This window comes from Microlunatus ginsengisoli (genome assembly GCF_039537205.1).
GTDB classification, from domain to species: domain Bacteria; phylum Actinomycetota; class Actinomycetes; order Propionibacteriales; family Propionibacteriaceae; genus Microlunatus; species Microlunatus ginsengisoli.
Window position 1 is genome coordinate 1 of the sequence record NZ_BAABAB010000035.1, and the last position, 13,201, is coordinate 13,201.

Genomic DNA, 13,201 nt, shown 5'->3' on the forward strand with positions numbered 1-13,201 from the left:
CACCGCCTCCCCCGCCCTGGACGCCTCTGGCAGCGCCTCCAACCCGGGATCCCCTGCACTTGCACCGATCCCCTCCGGCCGATCACCCGAACTCGGAAAACTCGTCACGACAACATCTCCTTTCCTGAGACAGCTGTCCGATACCCCCGACGTCCACGCCGTCGATCGGTATCCGCGAAAGCGGAGACTTACCCCAATCCCGCTCCCCGAGACACATTTCACGCGTTGAGCGACTACCCGGCGGAGCAGACAGAATGCCGCCCCACACGGCAGGACGGCACCGGATCACCGACTCAGGTCGAGTGGACCCGGCAGTGTCGTCCGCGCGACCTCGAACTCCTCGGCACTGCGGTCCGGGCTAACCCGATACGCCGGCATCACCAGAGGCGGCCTGGTCACGCCGACGGCCACCGGCTGACCTGGTGTTCTTCCCGCGCAGGAGACGTCCATCGTCCAGAGCTCCCAACCGTCAAACTGCCAGCCTGCAAAGCAGGCGCCCGTCGCGATGATCACACGACGCACCCCTATAGCCATGGACCGGCCGAACCGGCGCTGATCAGTCCGGGGCGAGACTGAGCGCGGCACCGACGGTTTGAGCCGGTCCAGCTCGTCGGCGCTGTAGCGGGGAGGCCATCCGGTGCCGACCGGTTCGGCGGTGATCGAGATGCCGTATACGCCACCGGTCCCGGTCGGGTGGTTCGGTTGGGGGGCTCAGTCGACCCGTTCCTAGGTGGTCGGGCCCGGGGCGGGGTCGGTTGTCTCGGCGAGGATGCGGTCGAGCGCGGTCCGGAGGTGTGTGTCGGGTAGGCCGTCGGTGGTGACGGTGGCGACGACGCTTTGAGCGATCGCGTGCACCTTCCGGTTGGTGTGTTGGCTGTGCCAGGCCAGCAGTGCGAAGGCGGCGTCCGCGTCGATGTGGTAGGCCAGCATCAACACTCCCTTGGCTTGCTCGATCACGGCCCGATGGGCGTTGGACCGGTCGACGGCGTCGGTGCCCGCCGCGCGGGCCGCCTGCCCCCTGAGTTCGGTCAGGTCGAGGACGAACCCGGACAGCACGAGCTCTCCGACCGCGTCCCCGGTGTCGGTGTGGTGGTCCCTGCGCTGGACCGGTGAGCCGCAACTGGCCGGGTCAGCGCCTGGTGTGCTGTCCCCGACGACCAGGACCGATCGTGTTTGGCCGTCTGCTGACAGGACGCGATGGGACCAACTGAACCGGCCGGGCTGACGCTCCGCGGTCGAAAGCGCGGCCTGGATCAGCTCGTGCTCCTCGACCGGAACGTGGGTCAGGATCAGCTTCCAGGACGGTTCGATCGCTCCGGCCGGGTAGCCGAAGATGGCGAAGACCGCCTCGTCCCACCACCACCGGTGCGTTGCCGGGTCGAAGTGGAACCGGCCGACACCGACGCGTTGCTCACCGGAGAAGAACTCCAACGTGCGTTCCCCCACCACGCCTCCGTTTCCCAACCTCAATCCGTGCGTGCACACGAGCCGTTTGCGGGCGGGTCGGGCCGGCCGGCGACCCCACCCCAGGGTGACCACCCGTCAACCTGAGCGGGTCAGTCGGGTCGCCGCCCGGTCGAACCCCGGGTGGGGTCCGGCTCTCTGCGGCTGTCGAAACCCGTTCCTGACCGACTCGACCGGGTGGTCCTGGCGTGCGGGCCGGCCCGACCCGTCGCTCAGCTGACGGTGACCGCCTGCTGCGACGTGTCCTGTGCCTCCGCTACCGTGCCGCCCTCGATCGTGCCGCCCTCGATGGTTCGGACGTTATCGGCTGTCGTGTCCACGGTGATCCGGCGGGGCTTGGCCCGCGCGGCCACCGGAATCACCAGCCGCAGCACCCCGTCCCGGTAGCTGGCCGCGATCTGGTCCAGATCCAGGTTGTCGCCGAGGATCAGCTGCCGGCTGAACACGCCGCGCGGCCGTTCCGCCGCCAGCTGCTCTCGGACGCCGTGTCGGACCGGACGCTCCGCCCGCACGGTCACCACGTTGCGTTCCACGTCCAGGTCGATCGAGTCCGACTCCACCCCGGGAAGGTCGAACTCGACCAGGAACCGCTCCCCCTCACGCCAGGCGTCCATCGGCATGAACGCCGGGCGGACCGACGTCCCGAACGCCTGCCGAGTCAGCCGATCCCACTCACGGAACGGATCGGTGCGCATCAACACCATGAGTCACCTCCTGAGACGAACGAGCATGAAACGTGATGACATGCCCCGTACTATCTCTAGTCGTTGGCATAGATTTGATATAGCCTCGCGGTAGTGGGCTGTCAAGCCCACCGCCACGCCTTAGAGGACCGCGATGACAACCGATCCGACCGCAGCCGGTCAACCCGACCCACAGGCATCCGGTCAGCCGTCGGCCGATCAAGGTGTCTACGGCATCGGCGTCACCTCCGACCTGGTCGGGACCGCGATCCAGAACCTGCGCGCCTACGAGCGTGCCGGGCTGGTGATGCCGTCGCGCACCACGGGTGGGAACCGGCTCTACAGCCCCCACGACGTCGCCCGGCTCCGCCGGATCCAGGTCCTCCTCAAACAGGGGCTGAACCTCGCCGGCATCGCGCAGGTCCTGGACCTGCAAGACGACAACCAACGCCTCCGCAGCCAGATCGACAGCATCACCGAAGCCGATCCGCCTACCGCCGGCGAGAATCCGCCACACCCCTAGCAGCACCGATCGGGCGCACGTCCAGAGAAGTTAGCCGACTGGCTCGGTCCCAACGACCGACAGGGGTACGCGACCCGGGTCATCTGAAGAATTTTCTGATGACCCTCTTGATACCGAGTCTCTGCTTGTGCTAGAAGGAATCTATAGCGCACACCACAGATCGCAGAGCGCGGCTGTGGCCCGACAAGGGGCATTGAGAGACGACACGATGGAGGTGAAGATGATGCTGATGCGCACCGACCCGTTCCGTGACCTGGACCGGCTCACCCAACAAATGTTCGGCACCGACGGCACCACGGCCCGCCCGTCGGTGATGCCGATGGACGCCTGGCGTGACGGCGACACCTTCCAGGTCGAGTTCGACCTCCCCGGCGTCGACCCGGACTCGATCGACTTGGACGTGGAACGCAACGTCATCACCGTCAAGGCCGAACGCCCGGCCCGGGCCAGCGACGCCGAACTGATCGCCGCCGAACGCCCCCGCGGCGTGTTCAGCCGTCAGCTCATCCTGGGCGACAACCTCGACACCGACCGGATCACCGCCAACTACGACACCGGCGTGCTCACCCTCCAGATCCCGGTCGCCGAACAGGCCAAGCCCCGCAAGATCGCCATCACCCACGACGGCGACGACCGGCACGCCATCAACGCCTGAACTCGCCACCAGAGCATCCCGCAGATGCTTCCCCCTCCCGGACCGGACACCCGCGGCATCGAGCAGGAGTTCTACGACCTGCTGCTCGACGACGCCGACCTGCTGCGGGCCGAGTTCGACGAGCTGATCGCCGCCGCCTGGTCCGGCACACCACCGGCCCGACCCAGCCGGAACACCCGCCCGGACCCGGACCGGCGGCCGACACGTCGCGCGGCGAGCCGACCAACGGGCCGGCCCGTCCGCCCCGGATCCGACGCCCGCCCGCGGCAACGCTCACCCCCGCCCTGAATCGCAATTAGGGCAGAACTAGCAGGCAGGAAAGGCAGGTGATCAACGAAACCGACCGAGGCGACTGCCCGCACCGCCCGCACCGCTTCTTTTCGACGTCTTCAATGGCACTTCCAGTCGTTCGGATGCACAGACCAAGACGCCGCGCCGCACGCGCATCGCTCATCTCGCGGGCCGTGCGGGACCGCCGCCCACGGACCGGGTCCCGGCCGCACACCGGCCGGGACCAGATCCTTCACCCAACTCCACGACGATCATGACGACACCACGATCATGACGACACCACGATCATCAGGAACCGATCTCTACGCCATCTTGGGCCTGACCCGCGACGCCACCCCGGAGCAGATCAACTCCGCCTACAAGACCCTGCTCCGCCGCTACCATCCCGACACCCGCCGGTCAGGCGATCCGGCAGCCGACGCCGCATCCGATGCTGCGCTGCAGGAAGTCCTCGCCGCCTACCAGGTTCTCCACGATCCGCGCCGCCGCGCCGCCTACGACCAACACCACAACCCACCCCCACTCACCCTCACACCCCCCAGACCCATCTTCACCCCGGCAACCCCACCCGGTAACCGATCCTCCTTGCGCGCCGGCCCGGCCTACTGGACCCCCTGGCCAACCCGGCCACCTCAATCCCCCAATGGGACAAAGCCCCGCGCCGAACCAAGGACGCCACCGAAACCGTCGTAAGGACGAGAAAACATCTCGTGAGGCGAGCACGAAAGGGAAACGCCGATGAAGACGATCCAGCAATACACCTGGCACCAGGACGGGCGGCTGGCCTGCCCACACGCGCGAACCGAATGCGCCCCATGCGCGGCGCGCGACGGCGATACCGCCGTATCGATCGTCGGCCTCTGTATCGGCTGCGACCAAAGCCCGGCCGACCTCCTGAAAGATCTCGCGGCGGCCGTCGCCACCGACAACCCGGGCTGGGCGCGAGCCGACCGTCAAGGACTCGCCCAGACCACGAGTCGCGCCTGATCTCTGTTGCAGCTCGTCGACAGGCTTCTGCTGCGCAGCAGATGGTCAGAGGGGCCGCAGCTGCCGGCGGTGTCGAGAAAGCCAGCCGGCCAGCCGGGCCTCCCACTCCTGCGTCGAGCGTTCATCCAACGCGACTCCTGCCAGCTCATCGCTGGCCCGGCAGCCGTGGTGCGAGGATGCAGCCCCCCGAACCCGATGAACGTACGCAATGCTCACGTCTGCGGGATCGCGGTCGTTTCGAATGAGAAGGCCCTGGCGGGATGCGGAGCAAAAGACGCGAACATACTCCAGGTCCGCCACGCCCCGAACAAGTACGTCGGCGAGGTTCGCCTCAGGACTCTGCCGTGATTCGCCGGCTGAGCGCCCTCTCCGCCGGCTCGCCGGGGAATACCCTGCTCAGCTGTAAGGCGCGGCTGATCGTCGACGGGCACATCAGTCGGGGGCCGCGTCGCGGCTCAGAGGGAAAGGCTGCCCGCGACGTCGTCGAGGTAGGCGGCATACAGGTCGTCGGCCGGTTCGAAGCCGCCCACGAAGTGGCCGCCCAGCTCGAGCGTCACCAGCCCGATCAGTCCGGCGATCGCATTCACGATCAGTCGCATCGTCGACGGCGCCACGTCGAGTTCGAGAGCGGCGGCGGTGACCTCCAGCTGGCCGCGGAGCGCCCGGCCGGGCCGCGGCTGAGCGCCTCCGGCGGCCGGGTTACCACCGGTCAGCGGCTCGGCCAGGGCCCGTATCACGCGGCCGGCCGGCGCAACCGTATCGGCGGGTGCATGGTAGCCCGGGATCGGGGTGCCGTAGATCAGCGCGAAACGGTGGGGTTCTGCCCTCGCCCATGTCCGTAGCGTGTCCGCGGCGTCGGCCCACCGGCGCCGCGCCGCACGTCGACCGGGGGCGGAAACAGCCTCGAGCTGGTCGGCGAGGTCTGCGTACGCGTCGATCAGCAGCGCGGTGATCAGCTCGTCTCGGCTGGTGTAGTACCGGTAGATCGCGCTTGAGACCAGGTTCAGTTCCCGGGCGATCGCGCGCAGCGACAACTCGCCGGCGCCGGCCGCGGCCAGCTGGTTGAGGGCCAGATGTTTGATTTGCGCGAGGGTTTCGGCTCGTGCCCGCTCCCGCGGCGTCGGTCCGTTCACGCCGTCGAGTCTGACTGATCGGAGCGCCAGCCGCAAGAGTGAGCAGTGCTCTTGCGTCTGAGCAGGGCGTGTGGGATGCTCTTTTCAGAGAGCAGCGCTCACACTTTGGAGGAGATCATGAGAATCGCAGACAGTTCTCGGGCCGCGGTCACCCTGGGCCTCGCCGGGCTTGCGTTCGCCGCCTATCCGATGCTCCGCGGTTACGGCTCCGAGACCGGCCTGGCCGGCGCGGCACTGTACGCACGGCCGGCCTGGGTGGCAGCACACCTGCTCGGCATGGTCGGCTTCGCACTTCTCGCTCTGGGCCTGTCGAGGATCGATGAGCGCGCCGGACGCTGGGCGACGTGGGGCGCATTCGCCGTGCTGCCCTACTACGGCGCGGAGGCGTTCGGGCTCCACGCGCTCGGTCTTCGCGCCATACAGACCGGGCACGCGGACATGACTGCCGCGTCGGACATGTTCCGCTACCAGCCGGTCGCCATCACCATCTTCGCCCTCGGTTGGATCGCGTTCGGCGCGGTCGGTGTCCGCTTGCTGCTGCTCGCCCGCCGCGGCGGAGAGGCGATGCTGCGGGCCGGGCTCGTGCTTGCCGGCGTCGCCCTGATCACCTACCTACCGCAGTTCTTCCTTCCCCCGGCCGGTCGAATCGGCCACGGCCTGCTCCTCGGCATCGGGCTGCTGCTCACCGCGTACGCGACCTGGACGTCACACGAAGCGACCGCACCGACGCCGGCGTCGGCCGGCAAGGTCGCGTCAACACCGCAGCACGGCTGACCAGTCGTCACGCGACAGGGCGTGGCTGGGACGGCGTCGGAGCAGGCCGACGCCGTCGGCCACGTGCAAGCTCTGACCGTTCGCGTGGCGGTGCCAGGACGCCTCAATCAGTTGGCATCGATCAATACGTCCACCCACACTCGTTGTCCGCTCTACGTCTGAGGCATCCGAGGAACGTGCAGTCAGCGATGCTGAGGATAGGTGAGGTTGCCGAGGTGCTCGGCATCTCACGCCAGCACGTCGTCCGCCTATGTGACGTCGGGAAGCTGGACCACATCAAGATCGGCACTCATCGCCGCATTCCGCGTCAGGCCATCGAATCCCTGCTGAGCAGACCACTCTCCGAAGACAGGGCCCGATCACTGTGGCTGCATGCGGCGGTCCTTGGCGAGCTCGTCACCGACCCCGAGGGAACCATCGCCAAGGCACGCCAGAACCTGGCGACAATGCGGGCCCGGCAACCACGGATCGCCGTCTACCTCGACGGCTGGCAGAAGGTGCTGGACGCCTGGGTCGAGGAGATCGCCAGAACCTTCGTCAGTCAGGACCCATGGTCCACCGAGCTGCGTGCCCACACACCGTTCGCCGGAGTGCTCAGCCAAACCACGCAACAAGCCGTCCTGCGAAGCTTCAGACGATCTCAACAACCCTGACGACAACGCAACAGGCCAACGAACCACAGCTGCAACCGTCATCGACGGGTGATCGCCTCAACTACATTCACCCGTAGGGCCGCGCGTAGGGCGTTGCCGCTGGTGGACGTGCCCGTCTGAGGGCACTCACCACACCTGGATCGCGGCGGCGGCGAGTGATTCGGATGAAAGTTGTCGAACCTCGGCCAAGACTGCGTCACGTTCAGAGCTGAAAGCACTTCTTGTAGACCGCGTGGGCGGCGCAGTTTCTCCCGCGGCACGGTGCTGGAGCGGCTCAACTATGTCCGCCAGTTCGCCGGGCACGTCGCGTGGTTCGACCCCGCAACAGTGGGGGCGCCCGTCCAGGATCGGGACCTCTGTTCTTGTCGGCCGACCCCCCGCACTGCCCCTAGCTTGACTTTGGTGACGGCGACGGGTCAGCATCGCCAGCGGTAGTGGGCACCCCGTCGTGATGGACGACGGGCTGCTCTGGCGTTGCCTCGCCTTCGGGAGGCGGTTGCCCGGATCCGCCGTGTTCTGTTTTCTCTTCTGGTGTCGGTTGACTCACCGGGCCCTCCTCCAATCTGGCTGCCCCGAGCCAATACCCGCGAGGACTGTTGCCCATTCGAGGCGGCGTCGGGTTCCGGCTGGCAGCGTTGATGCTGCTGCCCGCCGGCTCGGCGGTGGCTGATCATGACGGCGGTTGTGGCCGCGTTTGAGGACGCCGAGCGTTTGATGACTCGGCCGCGATCCGGTACCTCAACGCCGCGTTGAATGTCTGGGGGCCTTGATCCGGGGGTTGGGCCGCGACGCGGCGGACGTGTCGGAGGTGTGCCGGGTGGGCTGTCGGGTCCGGCTCGGCATTACCGGCGGGCGTCGCGTGATCAACGCGACGAGGTCCCGCTTTGCAGGCTGAGCGGTTCGCCGGTTCGGAGTGCACTCGTTCCCGACCACTTGCGGGCCCGGTACCCCGGTCAGAGCACATGAATCATCGGTGCGATCGGCGAACCCCCATCGCGCCGGCGGCGAAGATCGTGCCCGCGGTGAAGTCCTGGATCGCAGCCTCGCGCCGATTCGCACTGACGTCCAGCTGCCACCGTTCCCTCGGGTTACTGCAGATGCAAGATCCGGGTCTCCGAGCGCGTGTTCCATGCCCCTGCAGTTCGAGCTGATCACGATCCAGGTGTTCCCTGCCAGGAGACACTGTGCGGGTGACTGACCAACCCCCAGGCAATTCAAGACCCGAGCGAACCGGCGGCAGCGGCCCGGAAAACGCGGAGGACACGTTGACCGGCCAACCCGGGCTCGTGCCCTGGGATGAGGCTGGAACTCGGCCCTCATCCGGCAGGATCGCCTGGATGGTGCTGCGGATCGCCGGATCGGTCGCGGCGCTGGTGGCCCTGTACTACCTGCTGCCGCTGGATCACTCCTCCGCACCGGTGGCCGTCACGGTGCTGGTCATCGGCCTAGCCGGTTTTGTCGTCCTCGTCGCGTTTCAGGTCAACCTGATCATCCGGTCCCCGTTCCCCGGGCTGCGGGCCGTCGAGGCGCTGGCCACCAGCGTCCCGTTTTTCCTGCTGTTGTTCGCCGGAACCTACGTCGCGATGGCCGAGCTGTCGCCGCGCAACTTCGGCGGCCACCTGTCTCACACCGACGGGCTGTACTTCACCGTCACCGTGTTCTCCACAGTCGGGTTCGGCGACATCACCGCCAAGACCGACACGGCCCGGCTGATCGTCACCGTGCAGATGATCACCGACCTGGTCGTACTCGGCCTGGGCATCAAGGTCATCACAGGCGGGTCGATGTCGATGGTGAAGTTTCGGGTCATGCCGCTGCCGTGGATGCCGGCGCGGAGTGTGAACCGCTCACCGGTTGCCGGGTTCATCAACTCCAGCGTCGGCGTGGTTCGGATCAGGGAATCGGTGAGGGTCTGCGGGTCGACGTCGGGCAGCAGCATGCGGAGGCGGGCAATACTGTCACCGTCGGCCGGTGCGTCGCGGTCGTTCAGGCTGATCGTGCCGCTGAGCTGCAGGGTCGACTCCTGCCAGCCGGCTTGGAGGATCTGAGCCTCGACACGCCAACGGTCGATCGCCGCGGCACGCTCCCAGACCTCTGCCAGGGCGCCGGCGACGACGGCACGCCCGACCGGCCGGTCGGCGGGGTTGAGGCGGGCGACCACTCCGGCGCCGAAGTGGGCGGCCGCCACCCGGTGCGCCGCATCGAACAGAGCCGCCACGTCGTGTGGTCGACGATTCAACAGCTTGTCCCCCGTCAGCCGGTTGACCATTTCGACCCGCAGCCAGCGGGTCAGGAGCCGGTCACGGAACGGTCCCGGCTCGGTTCGGCGTTCGACCACCCCGACGGCCTCCTCGAGGTTGGTGAAGTAGGATGCCCAATGTGGTGGCTGCGCGGACGCGTTCGACGGCCAGCGGGCGTGAAAGTAGCAGACCTGGTCGGCGTAAACACTGATCACGTCCGCGTCCAGGTAGGCCTGCGTGACGAAGAGGTGGTCCTCGAGTCGCCGGCGGCCTTCGGCGAAGCGGATGTCATGGTCGCGCAGGAATTGGCGGCGGAACAACTTGTGCACGGTGAGCGAGTCCATCAGCGGGGTATCGGCCAAGGTCGCGATCGCACGCGTCTGCTTGAACACGACCCGTGGCACCGGCCGGCCGATGCCGGCCATCTTGCCCAGGACGATGTCGGACCCGTTCTCGACGGCGAAACGGTGCAAGACTGCCAGCGCGTACGGCGCCAACCAATCGTCGTGATCGCAGAAGAAGACGTAGTCTCCACGCGCCTCGTCCAACCCCCGGTTGCGGGGTTGCCCCGGCCAGCCGGAGTTCGCCTGGTGGATCACCCGGAACTGCCAATGACGTTCCGCGGCCTGGTCGAGTCGGGCTGAGCTGCCGTCGGTGGAACCGTCGTCGACCAGGATCACCTCATAGTCGGCAATGTTCATCGTCTGCTCCGCCAACGACCGCAGGCACCGCCGAAGATGTTGGCCCGGGTTGTACACGGGCACGATCACACTGACCTTCATGCGCCGAAGCCTGGACGGAACGGACTGTGATCCGGCTGAGGACGCAGCCATCCGTCGATCTGCTCAGCGACGGCTAAGGGCCAACCCGACAGCCTGATGTGTGTCGCGTGGCCGGCGCCCGCTCCGTATCCCGACCTCGGCCACGCGACACCAACGCACGCCGACGGGGAAGCTAGATGAACTCCACACCGCACCGCTTGATCACTTTCCAGCCACGCGACAGTCTCGACCGGCTGTTCGCGGTCAGCATCGCCATCAAAGGTCTTGACGGTTTGTTCGAGCTGTTCGCCGGCGCGGCGCTGCTGCCGATCACCCCGGAACAGGTCGAGACGGCTGCCGGCCGGTTCGCCGGCAGCCTGATCGCCGCCTGGCTGCCCGACACGGTGTCAGCCTGGGCGGTTGCCAACGCGGAGCGGGTCACGATCGCCGGGCTGGCGTTCGGGGCGTACTACCTGCTCGCCCACGGGCTGGTCAAGATCGTGCTGGTCGCCGCTCTGCTCCGCAACAAGCTCTGGGCCTACCCCGTGATGATCACCGTGCTCGCCGGTTTCGTGCTCTTCCAGTGCTACGAACTCAGCCAGCGACCGTCTGTCGGGCTCGTGGTGTTAACGGTGTTCGACGTCGCGGTGATCGGTTTGACAGTACGGGAATACGGCCGGCAACGGCAGCGCCGCCAGCAACGCGCCATCGATGCCGAGCCTGCCCCGACCGACGAGCAGTCTCAGGTTCGGCTCAGTGTCGGCGCGCGATCGTGTTGATCACCAGGCGGCCGACCGAAGGCCGCGACGGAGAAGGCCGGTCCATGCGTATTCTCGTTCTCGGCGGTGACGGATATCTCGGCTGGCCCACTGCCCTCCACTTTGCTGCGGCCGGGCACGACGTGGCGGTGGTCGACAATCTTCTCCGGCGCCGCTACGACGCCGAGCTCGGTGTCGCCAGCCTGGTTCCGATCTCGCCGCTGCCGATCCGGGTCGGTCGCTGGCGAGATGTCACCGGCAGCACGATCGACACCTTCATCGGCGACCTGACCGATCCAGACTTCATCACCACTACCCTGCGACGGTTCGAGCCCGACACCATCATCCACCTGGGTGAGCAACGCTCCGCGCCCTATTCGATGATCGATCGGGCACACGCCGTGCACACCCAGATCAACAATGTGACCGGTACCTTGAACTTGCTGTGGGCGATCGCCGAGGTCGACGAGTCCATTCACCTGATCAAGCTCGGCACCATGGGCGAGTACGGCACCCCGGACATCGACATCGAGGAAGGCTGGCTGACGGTTACCCACCGGGGCCGGACGGACACTCTGCCGTTCCCGAAACAACCCGGCTCGTTCTACCACCTGTCCAAGGTCCACGACAGCCACAACATCATGTTCTGCTGCCGCGCTTGGGGCTTACGGGCGACCGACCTGAACCAGGGTGTCGTCTATGGTTCCGCGACGCCGCAAACCCGGCTGGACCCGCTGCTGGCGACACGCTTCGACTACGACGCCGTCTTCGGCACCGTGCTCAACCGGTTCATCGTCCAGGCCGCCGCCGGGCATCCGCTGACCGTCTACGGCTCGGGCGGCCAGACCCGGGGCTTGTTGAACATCACCGACACCATGGCCTGTCTGCAGCTGGCGGCCGAGCATCCGGCCGTTCCTGGCGAATTCCGGGTCTTCAACCAGTTCACCGAGTCGTTCACCGTCCTCGACCTGGCCGAACGGGTCGCCCGGCGCAGCGGCGCCGTCCTCGATCACCTGCCCAATCCGCGGGTCGAGCTCGAGCATCATCACTATCACGCGGCCAACACCAAACTGCTGGACCTCGGCCTCCGGCCCCACCTGCTCACCGATACCGTCATCGAAGAGTTGCTGGCGATTGCCGTCGAACATCGCGAAAGGGTCGACCTCGACGCGGTCTGGCCGAAGGCGACCTGGCGACCACAGCGGCTGCCCGCCATCTACCCCGCCCCGCCCTCGTGCGCCGCCGAGCGCACAGCGGTCGGGGACCGGTAAACCGTGCGGGTTGCGATCGTCGCTGAAACCTGGCTGCCGTCGGTGGACGGGGTGGTGACCCGACTCCGGCACACCGTCGACGAGCTCACCGACACGGGGAACGAGGTGCTGGTCCTGGCCCCCACAACTAGTCGCGCCGTCGCGGGTGCGCGGCAGCTCGAGCTCCCCGGCCTAAAGATTCCGATCATCGACCGGCGACGCCGGGTCGCCATCCCGCTGGCGCGCCCGATCCGCACCGCAGTCGACCGTTTCCACCCGGACGTGGTCCATGTCGTCAACCCGGTGTCGATGGGCTGGGCCGCGCTGCGCACACTCGCCCCGCTATATCCGGTCGTGGCGAGCTTCCACACCGACCTCGACGCCTACCTGTCCCGGTACCGGCTCGGTCTGCTCCGCCCGGTGCTGCGCTCGATGATGCGCAACAGCTACCGCCGGGCCGACCTGGCCCTGGCCACCTCACCCACCGGTCAGCGGCGACTCGCCCGGCTCGGGGTCACTGCCCGATTGTGGCCGCCTGGCGTCGATGTCGACACCTTCAGCTCGACGTCGCCGGCCGGCACCGTCTCGGTCTGGCCGCGCATTCCCGATCGCCTGCCGAACGTCATCTGTGTCGGAAGGCTCGCACCGGAGAAGAATCTCGACCTGCTGGCCGACGTGCTCCGTGCCGCACAGCAGAGCCGGCTCCCGTGGCATCTCACCTTCATCGGCGACGGTCCGGAACGACGCCGTCTGCATGCACGGTTCGCCGGACTCCCGGCCGCCTTCGCCGGCAGCCGAACCGCGGCCGAACTTGCCGACGCCTACCGCCGCGCCGACGCGGTGATCATGCCCTCGCTGACTGAGACCGTCGGGCTGGTGCTGCTCGAAGCCGCTGCGTGCGGCGCACCGATCGTCGCCGCTGACACGCCGGTCACTCGACACACCCTGCACGGCTACCCGGCGGCACTGGTGGGCGCTGATGCGTCCCCCGACGGCTGGGCGCACGCGGTCGCGAGTCTGCTGCGCCGG

At 67.5% G+C, this 13,201-nt stretch carries 14 protein-coding genes and 2 pseudogenes; 11 read left to right on the forward strand and 5 right to left on the reverse strand.

Annotation, left to right across the window (positions count from 1 at the left end; all coding sequences use genetic code 11):
• Nucleotides 1-726: 726 nt before the first annotated feature.
• Both ABD747_RS20395 and ABD747_RS20400 read right to left on the reverse strand, forming a co-directional pair.
• Nucleotides 727-1,446: an ANTAR domain-containing protein gene (locus tag ABD747_RS20395; RefSeq protein ID WP_344808064.1), complete on the reverse strand. Its 720-nt coding sequence runs from the start codon at nucleotides 1,444-1,446 to the stop codon at nucleotides 727-729.
• 230 nt (nucleotides 1,447-1,676) lie between these two features.
• Nucleotides 1,677-2,168, reverse strand: a complete 492-nt coding sequence (locus ABD747_RS20400) for an Hsp20/alpha crystallin family protein (RefSeq protein WP_344808066.1) — start codon at nucleotides 2,166-2,168, stop codon at nucleotides 1,677-1,679.
• Between the two features lie 133 nt (nucleotides 2,169-2,301).
• Here ABD747_RS20400 and ABD747_RS20405 point away from each other — a divergent pair, with 133 nt between their 5' ends.
• The 5 genes from ABD747_RS20405 (at nucleotide 2,302) to ABD747_RS20420 (ending at nucleotide 4,603) form a co-directional block, all read left to right on the forward strand.
• On the forward strand, nucleotides 2,302-2,670 hold the full coding sequence (locus ABD747_RS20405) for a MerR family transcriptional regulator (RefSeq protein ID WP_344808068.1): 369 nt from the start codon (nucleotides 2,302-2,304) through the stop codon (nucleotides 2,668-2,670).
• A gap of 208 nt (nucleotides 2,671-2,878) precedes the next feature.
• Entirely contained in the window at nucleotides 2,879-3,325 is a 447-nt protein-coding gene (locus ABD747_RS20410) for an Hsp20/alpha crystallin family protein (protein ID WP_425562563.1), read from the forward strand.
• Nucleotides 3,326-3,349: 24 nt separating this feature from the next.
• Nucleotides 3,350-3,613: a hypothetical protein gene (locus tag ABD747_RS20415; protein WP_344808070.1), complete on the forward strand. Its 264-nt coding sequence runs from the start codon at nucleotides 3,350-3,352 to the stop codon at nucleotides 3,611-3,613.
• Between the two features lie 273 nt (nucleotides 3,614-3,886).
• Complete coding sequence (locus ABD747_RS26755; RefSeq protein WP_425562564.1) at nucleotides 3,887-4,309, forward strand: J domain-containing protein; 423 nt, start codon at nucleotides 3,887-3,889, stop codon at nucleotides 4,307-4,309.
• Nucleotides 4,310-4,354: 45 nt separating this feature from the next.
• Nucleotides 4,355-4,603, forward strand: coding sequence for a hypothetical protein (locus ABD747_RS20420; RefSeq protein ID WP_344808072.1), 249 nt, complete (start codon nucleotides 4,355-4,357; stop codon nucleotides 4,601-4,603).
• A gap of 455 nt (nucleotides 4,604-5,058) precedes the next feature.
• Here ABD747_RS20420 and ABD747_RS20425 read toward each other — a convergent pair whose 3' ends face one another.
• Nucleotides 5,059-5,736: a TetR/AcrR family transcriptional regulator gene (locus ABD747_RS20425; RefSeq protein WP_344808074.1), complete on the reverse strand. Its 678-nt coding sequence runs from the start codon at nucleotides 5,734-5,736 to the stop codon at nucleotides 5,059-5,061.
• Nucleotides 5,737-5,853: 117 nt separating this feature from the next.
• On the opposite strand from ABD747_RS20425, the gene ABD747_RS20430 reads away from it, so the two are divergent.
• Nucleotides 5,854-6,510: a hypothetical protein gene (locus ABD747_RS20430; RefSeq protein WP_344808076.1), complete on the forward strand. Its 657-nt coding sequence runs from the start codon at nucleotides 5,854-5,856 to the stop codon at nucleotides 6,508-6,510.
• Between the two features lie 188 nt (nucleotides 6,511-6,698).
• Nucleotides 6,699-7,163, forward strand: a complete 465-nt coding sequence (locus ABD747_RS20435) for a helix-turn-helix domain-containing protein (protein WP_344808121.1) — start codon at nucleotides 6,699-6,701, stop codon at nucleotides 7,161-7,163.
• A gap of 1,445 nt (nucleotides 7,164-8,608) precedes the next feature.
• Here the strand turns inward: ABD747_RS20435 and ABD747_RS20440 are convergent.
• On the reverse strand, nucleotides 8,609-8,791 hold the full coding sequence (locus ABD747_RS20440) for a hypothetical protein (RefSeq protein WP_344808078.1): 183 nt from the start codon (nucleotides 8,789-8,791) through the stop codon (nucleotides 8,609-8,611).
• Here ABD747_RS20440 and ABD747_RS26760 point away from each other — a divergent pair.
• Complete coding sequence (locus tag ABD747_RS26760) at nucleotides 8,747-9,211, forward strand: potassium channel family protein (RefSeq protein ID WP_425562565.1); 465 nt, start codon at nucleotides 8,747-8,749, stop codon at nucleotides 9,209-9,211. The genes ABD747_RS20440 and ABD747_RS26760 overlap by 45 nt on opposite strands.
• A gap of 53 nt (nucleotides 9,212-9,264) precedes the next feature.
• Here the strand turns inward: ABD747_RS26760 and ABD747_RS20445 are convergent.
• Nucleotides 9,265-10,236 (reverse strand): annotated as a pseudogene (locus tag ABD747_RS20445) (glycosyltransferase family 2 protein); the annotation flags it as partial.
• Between the two features lie 125 nt (nucleotides 10,237-10,361).
• On the opposite strand from ABD747_RS20445, the gene ABD747_RS20450 reads away from it, so the two are divergent.
• From ABD747_RS20450 to ABD747_RS20460, 3 genes and pseudogenes are all read left to right on the forward strand, one after another.
• Nucleotides 10,362-10,943 carry a DUF2127 domain-containing protein gene (locus ABD747_RS20450; protein WP_344808082.1) on the forward strand — a complete coding sequence of 194 codons (582 nt, stop codon included), beginning with the start codon at nucleotides 10,362-10,364 and terminating at the stop codon, nucleotides 10,941-10,943.
• A 44-nt stretch (nucleotides 10,944-10,987) separates the two neighbouring features.
• Nucleotides 10,988-12,193, forward strand: coding sequence for an NAD-dependent epimerase/dehydratase family protein (locus ABD747_RS20455; protein WP_344808084.1), 1,206 nt, complete (start codon nucleotides 10,988-10,990; stop codon nucleotides 12,191-12,193).
• A 3-nt stretch (nucleotides 12,194-12,196) separates the two neighbouring features.
• Nucleotides 12,197-13,192: pseudogene (locus ABD747_RS20460) on the forward strand (glycosyltransferase); the annotation flags it as partial.
• Between the last annotated feature and the right edge of the window lie 9 nt (nucleotides 13,193-13,201).

Excerpts from the sequence above, each read along its gene's own strand:
- ABD747_RS20435 (WP_344808121.1), top strand. The coding sequence starts at position 6,699 with ATGCTGAGGATAGGTGAGGTTGCCGAGGTGCTCGGCATCTCACGCCAG.
- ABD747_RS20410 (WP_425562563.1), top strand. The coding sequence starts at position 2,879 with ATGGAGGTGAAGATGATGCTGATGCGCACCGACCCGTTCCGTGACCTG.
- ABD747_RS20400 (WP_344808066.1), bottom strand. The coding sequence starts at position 2,168 with ATGGTGTTGATGCGCACCGATCCGTTCCGTGAGTGGGATCGGCTGACT.
- ABD747_RS20455 (WP_344808084.1), top strand. The coding sequence starts at position 10,988 with ATGCGTATTCTCGTTCTCGGCGGTGACGGATATCTCGGCTGGCCCACT.
- ABD747_RS26755 (WP_425562564.1), top strand. The coding sequence starts at position 3,887 with ATGACGACACCACGATCATCAGGAACCGATCTCTACGCCATCTTGGGC.
- ABD747_RS26760 (WP_425562565.1), top strand. The coding sequence starts at position 8,747 with ATGGCCGAGCTGTCGCCGCGCAACTTCGGCGGCCACCTGTCTCACACC.
- ABD747_RS20405 (WP_344808068.1), top strand. The coding sequence starts at position 2,302 with ATGACAACCGATCCGACCGCAGCCGGTCAACCCGACCCACAGGCATCC.
- ABD747_RS20430 (WP_344808076.1), top strand. The coding sequence starts at position 5,854 with ATGAGAATCGCAGACAGTTCTCGGGCCGCGGTCACCCTGGGCCTCGCC.
- ABD747_RS20420 (WP_344808072.1), top strand. The coding sequence starts at position 4,355 with ATGAAGACGATCCAGCAATACACCTGGCACCAGGACGGGCGGCTGGCC.
- ABD747_RS20415 (WP_344808070.1), top strand. The coding sequence starts at position 3,350 with ATGCTTCCCCCTCCCGGACCGGACACCCGCGGCATCGAGCAGGAGTTC.
- ABD747_RS20450 (WP_344808082.1), top strand. The coding sequence starts at position 10,362 with ATGAACTCCACACCGCACCGCTTGATCACTTTCCAGCCACGCGACAGT.